Below are 16690 nucleotides of genomic sequence, written 5' to 3' on the forward strand. Positions count from 1 at the left end.
GTGGCGTTTTTTTAGGCAAAAAGGTCGGCGAATGCTGATTTAATCATCAGGTTTACTTAATAGTTACTTATAGGTAGAGACTATGAATGCCGCAGGGCTGCAATGAGTAATGCAAAGGCGGTAGTGTGCTGGCGGCGGCTCGGATAATACAGATGGTATCCCGTAAAAGCCGGGCACCAGGCTTCAAGCACACGCACTAACCGGCTCTCAGCAAGGGCGTCCTGAACCGCATCTTCCGGGACGTACGCCAGCCCCAGACCGTTTTCGGCGGCATCGATGCGCTGCGGCAGGCTGTTGAGGATCAGCTGGCCGTCAACCCGCACGCGCAGCTCACGTCCGTCCCGTTCAAATTCCCAGGCATATAATCCGCCGCGTGTGGGCAGGCGCATATTAATGCAGCGGTGCTGATCAAGCTGCTCCGGCGTTTCCGGTACGCCGAAACGTTGCAAATACTCTGCCGACCCGACGACCGCCATGCGCATGTCCGGCGCAATACGAACGGCAATCATATCTTTCGCCACCTGCTCACCCAGACGCACCCCCGCGTCAAAGCGGCCATCGACAATATCAGTCAGCCCATTGTCCACCGTGACTTCAACGTTGATGTCAGGATACTGCGCCATAAAGGGTTTAAGCACAGGCCACAGCACCGCAGACATGGCGTGCTCCCCGGCGGTAAGGCGAATATTCCCGGCAGGTCTGTCGCGGGTATCACGCAGCGCGGTGAGTTCCTGTTCGATCTCCAGCAGATGGGGGCTTAAGCGCATGAGGAGTTGCTCGCCGGCCTCGGTAGGGGCCACGCTACGGGTGGTGCGGGTTAACAGACGGACTTCCAGCCTCGTTTCCAGATTGCGCATTGCGTGGCTGAGCGCCGACTGAGATACTCCAAGCTGCGCCGCGGCGCGGGTAAAGCTGCGCTCCCGGGCGACGACCATAAAGGAAAGCAGATCGTTGAAGTTGTCTTTTAACATGGCGGTTTACTCGATTTATGAAATGAATTCATGGTTCCTTTCTGATTATGCACTCTAATGCTCCCCATGGCTTTACGCTACTGTTAACGCAACAGCAAACGAGGAGTTAATCATGAAAATTATCCGTAGCGGTTCGTTACCTTCCGTTCAGGGGCCAGAGGCCTGGTTTACCGGCTGCGTGCGCATTGACGCGCCTTTCCAGGCGACTGAACCGGCAAAAGTCGGCGGCGCGACCGTCACCTTTGAACCCGGCGCACGTACCGCCTGGCATACGCATCCTCTTGGACAAACGCTGATCGTGACGCAGGGGCGCGGCTGGTTACAGGAGTGGGGGAAAGAGGCGGAACCGCTGAATCAGGGTGATATCGCCTGGATCCCACCCGGCGTGAAGCACTGGCACGGCGCAAGCGCGCAGACGGCCATGACCCATATAGCCATCGCAGAAGCCGTCGACGGGAGTCCGGTGGCATGGCTGGAGAAGGTCACCGACGAGCAGTATCCGAACGAGTAGTCTGGCGTTTCGTAAACAAATTATTAACGTTATGATTCGATCCGTTTTCTTCAGCATGTGCAGGCGGAACGGTGAAAATCAATATCATAGGCACCAGCGGAAGTGGGAAAAGTACGTTTGGCAGGCGAATCGCGGAGGCGCTGGCTATCCCTTACATTGAAATGGACAGGCTTTACTGGCGAGCGAACTGGCAGGGAACACCGGATGATGAGTTTCTTGCAACCCTGGAAAAAGCGCTCGCCGCCTCGCCTGACTGGGTCCTGGACGGGAATTACAACCGCACACGCGACGTTAAGTGGCGCGACGTCGATCTGGTGGTGTGGATAGATCGTGGGTTTATCCGCACGCTCTGGCAGGCGGTGACGCGGGCCTCCAGACGCGCCTGGCACAAACAGGAGCTCTGGCCCGGCACGGGGAACCGCGAAAGCTTTCGTCGGTCGTTCCTTAGCAAGGACTCTATTATCATCTGGACGATCAAAACCTGGCGCAGCAACCGCAAACGATATGAGGCGGATATACAAAACCCGCAGTACGCACACATTCGCTTTCTCCGCATTACCCGACGGCAGGATGCGGAAAGACTCATTACATCGCTCAAATCACGCCGATGACAGACTCTCTATTGCCGTTTTCCGGCAATCCAAATGTAAATTAATTGTTTCTCAGAGGTGAAATCCACCTTTAATAATGACGACATGTTAAGTCAAACGAGAACGCAACATGTCATGGCGAATCAGCATTCTGGATAAAAGCCCCGTCGCAGAACACGAAACAGCCGCCGATGCGCTGGCGCGAACCTTAGCACTGGCGCAACAGGCAGAAACGCTGGGTTATCACCGCTTCTGGATTGCCGAACACCACAATACCCCGCAGCTTGCCAGCCCCTCGCCGGAGCTGCTGATTGCCTGGATCCTCGGGCAAACAAAACGTATTCGCGTGGGCTCAGGCGGCGTCATGCTGCAACATTACAGCCCCTATAAAGTCGCCGAAAATTTTAACGTACTGGCCGCCATTGCGCCGGGCCGGGTTGATCTGGGCGTTGGCAAAGCGCCCGGCGGTCTGCCGCTCTCTACCCGCGCCTTGCAGCACGGCCTTAATCCGCAGGAAAAAGGCAGCTTTGCTGAACAACTGACGCAGCTCGATCGCTGGATCCGCCCTGAAAATCAGTCAGCGGAGGAGGACGTTCGCGCCACGCCGCTGCCGCCGGTGCCTGCCCGGGGGTTTCTGCTGGGCGCCAGCACAGAAAGCGCGCTGCTGGCGGCCTCCCTCGACTGGCATTTTGTCTTTGCCGCCCATCTGAACGGCGATCCTGAGCTGCTGCGCGAGGTCGTCACAGCCTGGCGTCAACACAGCGTCCGGGAGGTGATTGTGGCCGTGCAGGCCATTGTTGCCCCAACCCAGGCTGAGGCCGATGCGCTGGCGCAGAAGGTTGAAGTGTGGGGCGTGGAGCTGGCAAACGGACAGCGCGTCACCGTCGCCAGCGAAGAACAGGCCTACGCCTTTGCGCGGCAGGCGGGGAGTGAACCGGTGCGCATCGCGCGTCGGGCGCAGTCTCTGCTGGCCGGAACGGCGGCGTCGGTGCTTGAACAGCTCAACGCGTTGCATCAGCAGTGGGGGATTGACGAATTTATCATCGACACGCCGGTCGCTGATGGCGCAACGCGCGTACAGTCCCTGCGACTGCTGGCCGAGGCGCGTCCTGACAGGGAGGTTACCGTATGAGCTTTAGCGAACAACTGATTGCCTGGCGCCGTGAGCTGCACCAGAACCCTGAACTCTCTGGTCAGGAGGTCGAAACAACGGCGCGCCTGCGCGAGTGGCTGACGGCAGCCGGGATTGCCCCGCTGCCTTACGATCTCCAGACCGGGCTGGTTGCGGAGATCGGCACGGGCAACGCACTGGTTGCGCTGCGCGCCGATATCGACGCGTTACCCATCGACGAGCGCAGCGGGGTGCCGTTTAGCTCCCGGCGTGCCGGGGTGATGCATGCCTGCGGACACGACATTCACACCAGCGTGATCCTCGGCGCCGCGCTAAAGCTGAAAGAGCGGGAAGCCTCGCTCAACGGTCGCGTGCGGATCCTGTTCCAGCCAGCGGAAGAGAATTTCGGCGGAGCAAAAAGCATGGTGCGGGCCGGGGCGTTACGCGACGTACGCGCGATTTTCGGGATGCATAACGAGCCGTCACTGCCGGTCGGCGAGTTTGCCACGCGCGGCGGCCCGTTCTATGCCAACGTTGATCGCTTCGTTATTCACGTGACCGGCAAAGGCGCGCATGCCGCACGTCCCCATGAAGGCAACGACGCCATCGTGCTGGCAAGTCAGCTGGTAACCGCGCTGCAAAGCGTAGCCAGCCGTAACGTCAACACGCTGGATTCGGTTGTTCTGAGCGTGACGCGCATCGCCGGGGGGAATACCTGGAACGTGCTGCCGGAAAGCGTTGAGCTGGAGGGCACGCTGCGCACGCACCGCACGGAAGTGCAGCAGAACGTGAAAGCGCGCGTCGGTGAAATCGCCGCCGGATTTGCCAGCGCCTTTAGCGCGCAAATCAACATCACCTGGTACGCCGGGCCCACCGCGCTGGTGAACGATGAGCACTGGGCCGGGTTTGCCACCTCGGTCGCGCGCGAAGCGGGATATGAAACCCGGCATGCGGAACTGCACATGGGCGGGGAGGATTTCGCGGTCTATCTGCAAAACATACCCGGCGCGTTTGTCAGCATTGGCAGCAACAGTCCGTTTGGGTTACATCACCCGGCATTTAACCCGGACGAAGCATTAATCGAACCCGCTGCCTGCTATTTTGCACAGCTCGCGGAAAAAGCCCTGCAACACGTTTAATTAATTTGAGGTGAATATGTCTGCACATCGTCAATTGCGGCTGGGGACCATTTTGCATGGTGCATCCGGAAATATGTCTGCCTGGCGCCATCCCGCGGCGGTCGCGGATGCCAGCATTAATTTTGATTTCGTTAAAGAAACGGCTTTAAAAGCAGAAGCGGGCAAGCTCGACTTTATATTTGTGGCCGACGGTCTTTATATTAACGAGAAATCCATTCCGCATTTTTTAAACCGCTTTGAGCCGCTGACGGTGTTGTCCGCGCTGGCGAGTATCACCTCGCGCCTGGGGCTGGTCGGCACGTTATCCACCTCGTACAGCGAGCCTTTCACCGTTGCACGCCAGTTCGCCAGCCTCGATCACCTGAGCAACGGACGCGCGGGCTGGAACGTGGTGACGTCACCGCTGGAAGGGTCAGCCAGGAACTTCTCCCGCGAAAAACACCCGGAGCATGCGCTGCGCTACCGCATTGCCGATGAGTATCTCGACGTGGTGAAGGGGCTGTGGGATTCCTGGGAAGGGGATGCCTTTATCCGCAATAAAGAGAGCGGAAAGTTCTTTGATGCGTCGAAACTGCATACTCTTGATCACCACGGTGATTTCTTCCAGATTTCCGGCCCGCTGAATATTGGCCGCACGCCGCAGGGACGTCCGATTGTCTTTCAGGCTGGCGCGTCCGACGACGGTAAAAAGCTGGCGGCAAAACACGCTGACGCCATCTTTACCCACCATGACACGCGGGAAGAAGCCCAGGCTTTTTACCGCGATGTTAAACAGCAGCTGGAAAGTCACGGCCGCCGCGCAGAGGATTTACATATATTCCAGGGCGTCAGCGTGATTGTTGGAAACGACGCCGATGACGTAGAAAACCAGTATCAAACTACGGCGGCACTGGTCTCCATTAATGATGCGCTGAATTACCTCGGACGTTATTTCGAGCATCACGACTTCAGCCAGTATCCCCTCGACGCGCCGTTCCCGGATATTGGCGATTTGGGCAAAAACAGCTTCCGCAGCACCACCGATGAAATCAAGCGTAACGCCCGTGAGCGCAACTTAACTCTGCGTCAGGTCGCGCTGGAAGCCGCATCGCCGCGCCCGCGTTTTTCCGGCACACCGGAGCAGGTGGCCGATGGTTTACAGGCCTGGTTCGAAGAGAAGGCGGCGGATGGCTTCATCATTCAGGGCGGCACGCCGGACACCTTCCCGCGCTTTGTCGACCAGGTGGTGCCCGTTTTACAGGCGCGCGGCCTGTTCCGCACCGACTATCCCGGCACCACGCTGCGCGAAAGTCTGGGCTTAGACGAGCCCAAAAATCAGTTCACACAACAATAAAAGAGAAAAATGCTATGCAGAAATCATCGCTTATTCTGGCGCTTGCGCTGGCCTTTACCCCTGCCGTCTGGGCAGAGAACGTCAATATTAACGGCACCGGCGTGAGCATTGAGGCCAATAAAACGCCGATCAATACCGCCAAAAACAGCGATGCGATCGCGCAACTGCCGAAAGACTATCGTTTTGCCGTGCCGGGGAAATTTACCGTGGCGGTGGCGGGACTGAATCAACCGCCACTGACGGTCTTTTCCGACGACAACAAAACTCTGCTGGGAAGTGAGGTCGACATCGCGCGTCTGGTAGCGGACAGCCTCGGACTGGAGCTGAACGTGGTGCCCACCTCCTGGGAGGATTGGCCGCTGGGGGTTGCCTCCGGGAAATACGACGCGGCTATCAGCAACATCACCGTCACTAAAGCGCGCAAAGAGAAGTTCGACTTCGCCACCTACCGCAAGGATTCACTTGGCTTCTACGTGAAATCCACCAGTCCGATCAACTCGCTTGTGAAGGCAGAGGATATCGCCGGGCTGCGCATCATCGTGGGTTCCGGCACCAACCAGGAGGCCATCCTTCTGGCATGGAACGAAGAGAACCTCAAAAAAGGGCTTAAACCCTTTACGCCGATCTACACCAAAGACGACGCGGCCCAAACGCTGGCGCTTCAGTCCGGACGCGCGGACGCCTACTTTGGCCCGAACGTGATCGGTGCCTGGAAAGCGGCGCTTAACGGTAAAACCAAACTGGTCGGCAGCGTCGACGGCGGCTGGCCGAAGGCGGCGCATATCGCGGTGACGCTGAAAAAAGGCAGCGGCCTGGTCGAGCCGGTTCAAACCGCGCTGAACGGCGCGATCAAGAACGGAGATTACGACAAAGTGCTGAACCGCTGGGGGGAAGGCGTGGAGCGTATCCCCAGTTCCGAAGTTAACCCGGCGGGTCTGGGCGATTAAGGAGGCGCTATGCGCGAACAATTTCGTGACGTTTCGCCGGAAGATGCCGATCTTCAGCCCATTATCGAGGGGCTTTTCGGTGAGTACGCCGCTCGTTACGGCGACTACTTTTCAAAGGATGCGGAAGTCGAGCTGACAGAGTGGTACCTGGCGCCGCAGGGGCTGTTTATCGTCCTGGAGCGCGATGGCGAGATCATCGCCACCGGTGCGTACAAGCCCTTCGACGAACATACCGCAGAGATCAAACGCATCTGGACGAATAAAACGCTGCGCCAGCAGGGGCTGGCCGCGCGCGTGGTACAGGAGCTGGAGCGCCGGGCGGTGCTGGCGGGCTACAGCCGCATCTACCTGACCACGGGGTTTCGCCAGCCGGAGGCGGTGCGGCTCTATCTCAGCCAGGGGTTCCAGCCGCAGTTCGATCTTAACCGTGATCCGGAAGAGTATAGCCAGCCGCCGTTCGACGGTCGGCTGCGTTTCACCAAGACGCTGATCCGCGAAGCGCTCAGCAAAACCGCATAAGGAGCGACGATGAGCAACGTTGAAACCATAAAAGTGGTCCCGGCACGTTATCCGCTGCGCGCTGCTGGCGCCGTGGTGGCGCTGTTTGTGCTGGCGGTCGTAATCCAGTCCGTGGCCTTTAATCCGCGCTGGGAATGGGCGGTATTTGCCCGCTGGTTCTTCGACCCGGTGATCCTCGAAGGCGTCGGACAGACGCTGCTGCTGACGTTGATCAGCACCGTACTGAGCGTGGTGATTGGCGGCATGCTGGCGCTGGCGCGGCTCTCGTCATCATGGCTATTGAGCAGCCTGGCGTGGGGGTACATCTGGCTGTTCCGATCGTTGCCGCTGATCGTGGTGCTGATTATCCTCTATAACTTCTCCTATCTCTACGACACGCTCTCTCTCGGCGTGCCTTTTACCGGCATTACCTGGGGCAGCTTTGAAACCATCAATGTTCTCGGGCAGTTTTCTACCGCCATCGTGGGGCTGACGCTGGTGCAGAGCGCCTATACTGCGGAGATCATTCGCGGGGGCTTCCTTGGGGTCGACCACGGTCAGTATGAGGCGGCCGCTGCGCTGGGGCTGCCGGCGTGGCGTCGCACGGTGCGCATCATTCTCCCCCAGGCGCTGCGCACCATCCTGCCGTCCGGGTTTAACGAAATCATCAGCCTCGCCAAAGGGACGGCGATGGTTTACGTGCTGGCGATGCCGGAACTGTTCTACACGATCCAGATGATCTACAACCGCTCACAGGAGGTGATCCCGCTGTTGATGGTGGGGGCCGTCTGGTATCTGGTGATCACCACCGTACTGTCTGCCATCCAGCATGTTATTGAGCGTGGACTTGCCCGCAGCGAGCGCCGCTCCGCCGTAAACCACAACCGGGCGACCAGTCGCGCGCGTTCCGTCACCGCTTCGCCAGCACAGGAGCCTGTTCATGCAAGCCTCTCCTGAAGGACACATTTCCATTACCGGCGTCAGTAAGTTTTTTGGCCGACATAAAGCGCTCGATAACGTCACGCTTGAGATCCCGCCGGGCTCCGTGACGGTGATCCTTGGCCCCTCTGGATCGGGAAAATCGACGCTGCTGCGCACCATTAACCATCTGGAGCGCGTAGACGAAGGCTTTATTCAGATTGACGGGGATTACATCGGCTATCGCCGTCAGGGTGACAAACTCTACGAGCTAAAAGAGAAAGAGATCCTCAAACAGCGCGTCAACGTTGGGTACGTGTTTCAGAACTTCAATCTTTTTCCGCATCTCACGGTGCTGGAAAACCTGATTGAAGCACCCATTGCGCATAAAAAGTTCAGTAAAAAAGAGGCTGTTGAAAACGCATACAGCCTGCTGGATGTGGTCGGACTGCGCGATAAAGCTGATGCATGGTCGCGTCACCTCTCCGGCGGCCAGCAGCAGCGTATCGCCATTGCCCGCGCGCTGGCGCTGCGCCCGCGCGTGATGCTGTTTGATGAACCCACCTCGGCGCTGGATCCAGAACTGGTTGGCGAAGTGCTGGACGTGATTAAAAAGCTCGCCCGTTCCGGCACGACGCTGGTGGTGGTCACCCATGAGATCGGTTTTGCCCGGGAAGTGGCGGACCAGGTGGTATTTATGGTCGACGGTAAAATTGTGGAGCAGGGCAGCAGCGACGACGTGTTAAACCGACCGTCGCATCCGCGAACGCGCCAGTTCCTCTCAAAAGTGCTGTAAGGAGCGCAGATGAAATATGGACTCCTGGCGGGGCTGGTCTTCACGACGGCGAGCTACGCCAGCATTGATTTAAAGGCCAACGAACAGCCGCTGCCGGTGACGGTTGATCAACAGGCAGTGGCGAAAATCCCGGCGAACTATAAATTTGTTGAGCCGGGGACCCTCACGGTGGTGATTTCAGCGCTGAATTCTCCGCCGCTGGCGCTGCTGGCCAGTGATAACCGCACCCGTATTGGCAGCGACCCGGATATCGCCCGGTTGCTGGCGGGCAGTCTGGGGCTGAAGCTGAAGCTGGTGCCAACGGCGTGGGAAGACTGGCCGCTGGGGATCACTTCCGGGCGCTATGACGTGGCGTTGGTGAATATCGCCGTCACCGAGCAACGTAAGGCGAAGTTTGATTTTGCGACCTATCGCGTCGATTCCCTCGCCTTCTCGGTGAAATCCACCAGCAACGTACAGTCGATCACCCGTGCGAAAGATCTGGCCGGTAAAAAGGTGATTGTCGGGTCAGGCACCAATCAGGAACGTATTCTGCTGGGCTGGAACGAAGAGAATAAAAAGGCCGGGCGCGAGCCTGCGTTGCCGTTTTATCTGACCGACGACGCCTCAGGCACTCTTTATATTCAGTCCGGCAGGGCGGATGTTTTCTTTGGACCGCAGTCCGTTTCGGCCTACAAAGCCGCCTTAACCGGCAAAACCCGCGTCGTGGGATTAGGGCCGAAGAAAGCCTATGTCGCCACCACAACCAAAAAAGGTAATGGGCTGGTGTATGCGTTGCAGGCTGCGCTGGACGGTGCGATTAAGCGCGGGGAGTATCAAAAGGTGCTGGCGCGCTGGGGGGAGGCGGGCGAAGCGGTGACGTCTTCTGACGTTAACCCGCCCGGGATAACCTACTAATGGTGCTCTACACTTAGGGTTTTCATCCCTGAGGGGGCAACATGATCAAACTCTATGGCGTACCCGGCTGGGGATCGGCAATCAGTGAAGTGATGCTGACTCTGGCAGACATCCCGTATCAGTTCGTCAACGTGGACGGGTTTGACCAGCCCGGCCCGCAGCGCGAATTGCTGTTGAAACTGAACCCGCTGTGCCAGGTGCCGACGCTGGAACTGGAAAACGGGGCGATCGTGACGGAAACCGCAGCGATCGCCCTGATGGTGCTCGACAGACGTCCCGACCTCGCGCCGCCCGTAGGGCAGGCCGAGCGCCAGCAGTTTCAGCGCCTGCTCATCTGGTTTGTGGCGAACGTCTATCCCACCTTTACGTATGCAGATTACCCGGAACGCTGGGTGCCTGATGCCCCGGAACAGCTGAAGAAAAATTGCATTGAGTACCGAAAATCGCTCTATCTGTGGTTCGACAGCCAGCTCAGCGCCTCGCCGTTTGCGTTTGGCAAACAGCTGACGCTGCTTGACGTCTATATTGCCGTTGCGCGTACCTGGGGGCCACGTCATGAGTGGTTTGCCACTAACACGCCTAATATTACCGCCGTCGCGGATGCCGTCTGCGCGCTGCCGGAACTGCACAAGGTGCTAAAAGCTAACGATATAATCTGATAACGTGGAACGCTCACCTATAAAAGGAGCCCTGCCCATGCCACACGTTGATATCAAATGTTTTCCACGCGATCTGACTGACGAACAAAAAACGGCCCTGGCGGCGGATATCGCCGAAGCGATCGCCCGTCATCTGAACAGCAAAGATCGCTCAATCTCCGTGGCGCTTCAGGAGGTTCAGGAAGCTGACTGGAAGGCGCAGGTCTGGGATACCGAGATCGGCCCGAAACTGGATGAACTGATTAAGAAGCCCGGTTATTCGATGTAACTTGCCTGCCGGGTGGTGCAATATCACCCGGCGCTCCTCGCTTTTATTCCCTTTCGCAAAAATCGATAATAAAAACCATAACGATTCCGCTACAATTCATCCTTCCGAACAATATTCGTTAAATCAGCAGGTAAGCACTGCAACTGCACCAGATTAAGTACAAATTAGTAAAAGGATAATTTTTCCATGACAAAATTACCTCAGTTTTCACTCGCCTTTATTCATCCTCGTTACTGGCTCAGCTGGGCAGGCATTGCCGCGCTCTGGTGCACGGTTCAGCTTCCGTACCCGCTGCTGTTGAAAACAGGTCACGGGCTTGGGCGTCTGGCTATGCGCCTGCTTCCACGCCGCGTGGAGATCGCCAGACGAAATCTTGAGCTTTGCTTTCCTGATATGAAAGAGGACGAGCGCGAGGGTTTACTTGAGCGTAATTTTGAATCGGTTGGAATGGGCGTCATCGAAACGGGGATAGCGTGGTTCTGGCCAGACTGGCGCGTACGGAAACACTTCAGCGTGACCGGCTACGAACATATGGAACAGGCGCGGGCGCAAGGAAGGGGCGTGGTGCTCATTGGCATGCATTTTCTCACGCTGGAATTAGGCGCACGCATCTTTGGCATGCTCAACGCGGGTATTGGTGTGTATCGTCCCAACAATAATGCGTTGCTCGACTGGCTGCAAACGCGCGGTCGTCTGCGTTCCAATAAAACCATGCTTGACCGCTATGACCTGAAGGGCATGATCCGCGCGCTGAAGCAAAACGAGATCCTGTGGTATGCCCCGGACCACGATTATGGCAAAACGAATAGCGTGTTTGTGCCGTTTTTTGCCGTCCCGGACGCCGCGACAACTGCCGGGAGCTACATGCTGGTGAAAAGTGCCAGACCGGCCGTGATCCCGTTTGTACCGCGCAGAAAAGCAGATGGCACAGGGTATGAGCTGATTATTCTGGAAGATATTAGCGATACCTTGCAGGGAGGCGACAAAGCGTCGGTGGCCACGCAAATGAACAGAGCGATTGAACGCGCCGTGATGATGGCGCCTGAGCAATATATGTGGCTGCATCGCCGGTTCAAAACCCGCCCTGAAGGCCAGCCGGACCGGTATAAACGCAAAAAACAGGTCGCGTCTACTGCAAGAACCTTTTCTGCCAGCGATATTTCGGACCGGTCGAGTATCCAGCAGTAGCCCGGCAGGGCGGATGCCGGTGCGCTCCGCCCTTTATAAATCCTGCCGCGCTGGATAGAATTACCGCATCCATATTGACGGGATGCCCCACATGACCGGAAGAGTCGATTATCATCTGGAAAAATACCTCCTCACCGAAGCCGGTGAGCCGGAACGTCTGACGCGCCAGTGGGCCGAGGTGATGCGCGAGTGTCATGACCAGAGATCCGGGGCAGAAGAGCGGCTGCGTCTCGCGCTGCTGAACGTGGATTATGTGACCAGCTTTGAGCTTCCCTTCCGGTTACTTCTTACCCGCGCACCGCAGCTGATTGATGGCATCAGAAATGAGTTTCAGCTCAGTCAAAAAAATGTCCTGTTCAACGGCAAGCGGTTTGGCTGCGTCTACAGCCTTAAACGGGATTTGAACGGCATTCCCGATGAATTTACCTACCACCTGAAGACCCGTATTCAGCGAATCGATGCGTCCGGCGGATCGGAAGTGCCTTACCGGCAAATCGCTCAGCAGGTGAAAGCCCCCCGCGAGCGCCTCCAGCTGGCGCTGGAGCAGGGGCTTACGGTCACCGCGCTTGACGGGCTTTTCTGGTTTGGCCTCCAGCGCATAGCCGCCGACGTGCAGAGGTTAAGGAAGACCGGGATGAGGATAGTGACGTCCGATACGGAGGTGTTCGACACCCTTACCGGAACAACACGGCGCATTCCGGTTTATCGTCTTGAGGACGCTGCCGCTACTTAGCCTGGAGCAGGATCGCCAGCAGCCCAGGAAAGCGGGCGTCCAGATCTTCTCTTCTCAGTGAGATCATATTCTCGCGCCCCTGCGGGCGCTGCCAGATCACGCCGCTGTCGCGCAGCACGCGCCAGTGGTGAGTCATAGTAGATTTCACCACCTCTTCCGGGCGCAGCGCGTTACAGCTCAGTTCGCTGCCGTCGGCCAGCCTGCGGATAATCGCTAATCGCAGCGGGTTGCCGAGGGCGAACAGCACATTTTCCAACACTATTTGTTCAGGTTCCGGGTGGTTTGGGATCATCGTTTTCCTGCGTCTCGCGTGAGATTGAGCTATATCAACAATAGGTCAACCGTTAAAAAATAGTTCGATAATACTCGTACAATGGGACTATTATAACAAACGAACGAATACGCGACCATCCCGGTCGTCACAAACCAGTCATGAAGACTTAAGGAAATATCATGCCCCGACCCATTCCACTCGAACGTTATCGCAACATCGGTATCTCCGCGCATATCGATGCGGGCAAAACAACCACCACTGAGCGCATCCTGTTTTACACCGGGATGAGCCACAAGCTGGGTGAAGTACACGATGGCGCGGCAACCACCGACTGGATGGCGCAGGAGCAGGAGCGCGGGATCACCATTACGTCGGCGGCGGTAAGCTGTTTCTGGCCCGGTATGGACAGAGGCTTTGAACCGCACCGCATCAATATTATCGACACCCCCGGGCACGTGGATTTCACCATTGAGGTGGAACGTTCCATGCGTGTGCTCGACGGCGCGGTGATGGTCTATGACTCCGTCGGTGGCGTGCAGCCGCAGTCGGAAACCGTCTGGCGTCAGGCGAATAAATATCACGTCCCGCGTCTGGCGTTCGTCAACAAAATGGACCGCCCGGGTGCGGATTTCTTCCGCGTGGTGCAGATGATGCAGGAGCGGCTGAAAGCCAATCCGGTCCCGATTGTGATCCCCGTGGGGGCAGAAGAACACTTCACCGGCGTGGTGGATCTCATCAAGATGCGCACCATTCTGTGGGACGATACGACGCAGGGCATGGCGTTCAGCTATGCGCCAGTGCCTGACGATCTGCTGAGTACCGCCCAGGCGTGGCGAGAAAAAATGGTTTCGGCTGCGGCAGAAGCCAGCGATGAGCTTATGGATAAGTACCTTGAGACGGGCGAACTGGATGAAGCGGAAATCATCCAGGGGCTGCGCGTCCGGACCATCTCCGGTGAAATACAGCCCATGCTGTGCGGCAGCGCCTTCAAGAACAAGGGCGTGCAGCGCATGCTCGACGCGGTAATTGAATTGATGCCGTCCCCACTGGACGTGCCCGCTATTGATGGGGTTGACGAAGACGGACAGCACGCCGAGCGCCACCCAAGCGATGATGAACCGTTCTCGGCGCTGGCCTTCAAGCTGATGAGCGATCCGTACGTCGGCCAGCTGACCTTTATCCGCGTCTATTCCGGCATACTGCGTAAAGGCGACGCGGTGTACAACCCGGTGAAGGGTAAGAAAGAACGTATCGGGCGCATCGTGCTGATGCATGCCAACGATCGCCATGAGGTGGACGAACTGCGCGCAGGGGATATCGCGGCCTGTGTCGGGCTGAAAGACGTCACCACCGGTGACACGCTGACCGACCCGAATGCGGTGATCACCCTTGAACGGATGGAGTTCCCGGACCCGGTTATTTCGCTGGCGATTGAGCCGAAAACCAAGGCCGATCAGGAGAAAATGGGGATCGCCCTACAGCGCCTGGCGGCGGAGGATCCGTCGTTTCGCCTGCACACGGACGAAGAGTCCGGACAGACCATTATCTCCGGGATGGGCGAGTTGCATCTGGAGATCATCGTTGACCGCATGAAGCGTGAGTTTGGCGTTGAGGCGAACATTGGTCGTCCGCAGGTCACCTACCGTGAAACTCTGCGTAAAGCGGTGAAGGATATTGAAGGTAAATTTGTCCGACAGTCCGGCGGGAAAGGGCAGTACGGTCATGTGGTTCTGAGCCTTGAGCCGTTAGCCGCCGGGAGTGGTTTTGTGTTTGAAGATGCCACCAAAGGCGGGGTGGTGCCGCGGGAGTACATCCCGTCGGTGGAAAAAGGCTTGCGAGAAGCCATGAATACGGGAGTGCTGGCGGGCTATCCGGTGGTGGATGTGAAAGCGACCCTGACGTTTGGTTCCTACCATGACGTTGACTCCTCGGAGATGGCCTTCCGCATGGCGGCGATCCTCGGCTTCAAAGAGGGCGCTAGGCGGGCGGATCCGGTTATTCTTGAGCCGGTGATGCACGTTGAGGTGGAAACGCCGGAAGAGTACGCCGGGAACATTATGGGCGATCTCTCCTCCCGTCGCGGCCTGGTGCAGGGAATGGCAGAACAGTACGGCAGCCAGATTATTCGCGCTGACGTCCCGCTGGCTGAGATGTTTGGCTACGCCACCACGCTGCGCTCGATGTCCCAGGGTCGCGCGACGTATACGATGGAATTCCATCATTTTGCGGAAGCTCCGCGGAATGTGGCGGATGAGATTATTGCGAAGCGTGTGAAGTAATAAAAAGCCCTCTTCCTCAGGAAGAGGGCTTTTCTTTTTTGAGGTGCGTTAATCCAGCGCCTTCACCATTTTCCCGCTCGCGACAAACGTGCCCGCTCCCAGATGATGCAGCGTATTCAGTTTATCCCCGTCAAACTGCCAGCGTCCGGCGACAAATGCGCGTTCATCCGCCGCGGCGGAAACCACTTCGCCAAACAGGGTGTCATATTTCTCTGCCGCAGAGGTTACAGGTAATAACCGGCACTCCATCCACGCCAGACATTTCTCTTCTATAACCGGCAGGCCAAGCTCAGGGCCATAAATAACCGGGATCCCGTAGCAGTTAAATTTATCCTCGTCTCGCCCGCTGACGCTGCCGACCGCCCAGGTCCAGTTGGCTGCCGCCACGCCGGGGATCACAATGCCGAATTTCCCGCTGCGTTCGATCAACTCCCGTGACCACGCGCTTTTGTCTACCACAATCGCGATACGCGGGGGCTCAAATTCCACCGGCATAGACCATGCGGCGGCCATGACGTTGCGACGATCGATGGTCTCATCCCGGCTGGTGATGAGCACGGTTGGACCGTGATTCAGAAGACGGCTGGCATGGCGTAATTCAACAGGGCGAAAGTGGTTCATAGGATCTCCTCATGTACACGATGAGTATGACGAAAAAGCACTTTTGCGCATATGCATAAGGGAAAATAGTTTATAAACAGGGGATATCACATCCTGGAGCAAATCATGTCCCCATTTCTGAGTGCTTATTTCGCCCGCACGGGCTGGCAGCAGCCCGTGCAGGTTGATATCGATACCCTGCGGGGGCTGCATTTACACCATAACTGCGCAATCCCTTTCGAAAATATCGATGTTGTTTTGCCGCGGGAAATCCATCTGGACGACGGGTGTCTGGTGGATAAACTGGTCACCGCGCGTCGGGGGGGGTATTGCTTCGAGCAAAACGGCCTGTTTGAGCGGGTGTTGCGCGAAGTCGGTTTTACGGTGCGCAGCGTGCTGGGGCGGGTTGTGCTGGCTAATCCGTCGCAGATGCCGCCGCGTACGCACCGGTTGCTGCTGGTTGAGCTGAACGGCGAGCGCTGGATCGCCGATGTGGGATTTGGCGGACAAACGCTGACGGCGCCGATTCGTTTGATCGCCAACGAGGAACAGGAAACCCCGCACGGGAGTTATCGTTTGCTGAGCGAGGGTAACGACTGGGTACTGCAATTCCGCCATCACGAGCACTGGCAGTCAATGTACCACTTCGACCTGGCGACCCAGTGCTTCAACGATTACGTGATGGGAAACTTCTGGTCGGCGCACTGGCCGCAGTCCCATTTCCGTCATCACCTGCTGATGTGTCGCCACCTGCCGGACGGGGGCAAGCTGACGCTGACCAACTTTAATTTTACCCACTGGCAGAACGGGCATGTGGAGGAGCAGATCCATTTGCCGGATGCGGAGGCGCTGTATAAGCTGATGCAGGCGCGGTTTGGCCTGGGCGTTGATGACCCGAAGCACGGCTTTACCCTGGCCGAGCTGACGGCCGTGATGGCGGGGTTTGATACGCATCCACAGGCAGGGAAATAGCCCGGT

Annotated in this window: 17 protein-coding genes and 1 pseudogene; 15 read left to right on the forward strand and 3 right to left on the reverse strand. The window is 57.6% G+C overall.

From position 1 onward, the window contains the following. Positions 1-80: 80 nt before the first annotated feature. A complete protein-coding gene (locus SK58_RS12635; protein ID WP_045334941.1) occupies positions 81-971 on the reverse strand; it encodes a LysR family transcriptional regulator in 891 nt (296 codons plus the stop codon). A gap of 112 nt (positions 972-1083) precedes the next feature. On the opposite strand from SK58_RS12635, the gene SK58_RS12640 reads away from it, so the two are divergent. The 13 genes and pseudogenes from SK58_RS12640 (at position 1084) to SK58_RS12705 (ending at position 12559) form a co-directional block, all read left to right on the forward strand. After that, positions 1084-1482 carry a (R)-mandelonitrile lyase gene (locus tag SK58_RS12640; protein ID WP_015570456.1) on the forward strand — a complete coding sequence of 133 codons (399 nt, stop codon included), beginning with the start codon at positions 1084-1086 and terminating at the stop codon, positions 1480-1482. Between the two features lie 71 nt (positions 1483-1553). After that, positions 1554-2093, forward strand: coding sequence for a shikimate kinase (locus SK58_RS12645; protein WP_023303788.1), 540 nt, complete (start codon positions 1554-1556; stop codon positions 2091-2093). 109 nt (positions 2094-2202) lie between these two features. Next, on the forward strand, positions 2203-3204 hold the full coding sequence (locus tag SK58_RS12650) for an LLM class flavin-dependent oxidoreductase (protein ID WP_023303787.1): 1002 nt from the start codon (positions 2203-2205) through the stop codon (positions 3202-3204). Continuing rightward, positions 3201-4322: an amidohydrolase gene (locus tag SK58_RS12655; RefSeq protein WP_040117692.1), complete on the forward strand. Its 1122-nt coding sequence runs from the start codon at positions 3201-3203 to the stop codon at positions 4320-4322. The genes SK58_RS12650 and SK58_RS12655 overlap by 4 nt, the downstream gene beginning before the upstream one ends. Positions 4323-4338: 16 nt before the next feature. Continuing rightward, positions 4339-6602 (forward strand): annotated as a pseudogene (locus SK58_RS23205) (NtaA/DmoA family FMN-dependent monooxygenase). A gap of 9 nt (positions 6603-6611) precedes the next feature. Beyond that, positions 6612-7121, forward strand: a complete 510-nt coding sequence (locus SK58_RS12670; protein WP_048220007.1) for a GNAT family N-acetyltransferase — start codon at positions 6612-6614, stop codon at positions 7119-7121. Positions 7122-7130: 9 nt separating this feature from the next. Next, entirely contained in the window at positions 7131-8057 is a 927-nt protein-coding gene (locus tag SK58_RS12675) for an amino acid ABC transporter permease (protein WP_048220010.1), read from the forward strand. After that, complete coding sequence (locus SK58_RS12680; protein WP_017693375.1) at positions 8041-8814, forward strand: amino acid ABC transporter ATP-binding protein; 774 nt, start codon at positions 8041-8043, stop codon at positions 8812-8814. Before SK58_RS12675 ends, SK58_RS12680 begins: the two co-directional genes overlap by 17 nt. Positions 8815-8823: 9 nt before the next feature. Continuing rightward, positions 8824-9711, forward strand: a complete 888-nt coding sequence (locus SK58_RS12685) for a transporter substrate-binding domain-containing protein (protein ID WP_048220012.1) — start codon at positions 8824-8826, stop codon at positions 9709-9711. Between the two features lie 41 nt (positions 9712-9752). Continuing rightward, positions 9753-10370 carry a glutathione S-transferase family protein gene (locus tag SK58_RS12690; protein ID WP_006810732.1) on the forward strand — a complete coding sequence of 206 codons (618 nt, stop codon included), beginning with the start codon at positions 9753-9755 and terminating at the stop codon, positions 10368-10370. Positions 10371-10407: 37 nt separating this feature from the next. Next, complete coding sequence (pptA, locus tag SK58_RS12695) at positions 10408-10638, forward strand: tautomerase PptA (RefSeq protein WP_003857012.1); 231 nt, start codon at positions 10408-10410, stop codon at positions 10636-10638. Positions 10639-10824: 186 nt separating this feature from the next. After that, complete coding sequence (locus tag SK58_RS12700; RefSeq protein WP_047732036.1) at positions 10825-11826, forward strand: Kdo(2)-lipid IV(A) acyltransferase; 1002 nt, start codon at positions 10825-10827, stop codon at positions 11824-11826. 91 nt (positions 11827-11917) lie between these two features. Next, on the forward strand, positions 11918-12559 hold the full coding sequence (locus SK58_RS12705) for an ECs1377 family protein (protein WP_045338679.1): 642 nt from the start codon (positions 11918-11920) through the stop codon (positions 12557-12559). Here the strand turns inward: SK58_RS12705 and SK58_RS12710 are convergent. Further along, the gene (locus tag SK58_RS12710; protein ID WP_000612740.1) at positions 12552-12851 is read right to left on the reverse strand and encodes an ArsR/SmtB family transcription factor; all 300 of its coding nucleotides are present in this window, start codon (positions 12849-12851) and stop codon (positions 12552-12554) included. The genes SK58_RS12705 and SK58_RS12710 overlap by 8 nt on opposite strands. A 161-nt stretch (positions 12852-13012) precedes the next feature. On the opposite strand from SK58_RS12710, the gene fusA reads away from it, so the two are divergent. Then, on the forward strand, positions 13013-15112 hold the full coding sequence (gene fusA, locus SK58_RS12715) for an elongation factor G (RefSeq protein ID WP_047365087.1): 2100 nt from the start codon (positions 13013-13015) through the stop codon (positions 15110-15112). 48 nt (positions 15113-15160) lie between these two features. Here the strand turns inward: fusA and SK58_RS12720 are convergent, their stop codons facing one another. Continuing rightward, the gene (locus SK58_RS12720) at positions 15161-15733 is read right to left on the reverse strand and encodes a flavin reductase family protein (protein WP_017382293.1); all 573 of its coding nucleotides are present in this window, start codon (positions 15731-15733) and stop codon (positions 15161-15163) included. Positions 15734-15838: 105 nt separating this feature from the next. Here SK58_RS12720 and nhoA point away from each other — a divergent pair, with 105 nt between their 5' ends. Continuing rightward, positions 15839-16684: an N-hydroxyarylamine O-acetyltransferase gene (nhoA, locus tag SK58_RS12725; RefSeq protein WP_048220014.1), complete on the forward strand. Its 846-nt coding sequence runs from the start codon at positions 15839-15841 to the stop codon at positions 16682-16684. Positions 16685-16690 lie beyond the last annotated feature (6 nt).

Source organism: Enterobacter sp. BIDMC93 (assembly GCF_001037805.1).
GTDB classification, from domain to species: Bacteria; Pseudomonadota; Gammaproteobacteria; order Enterobacterales; family Enterobacteriaceae; genus Enterobacter; species Enterobacter hormaechei_C.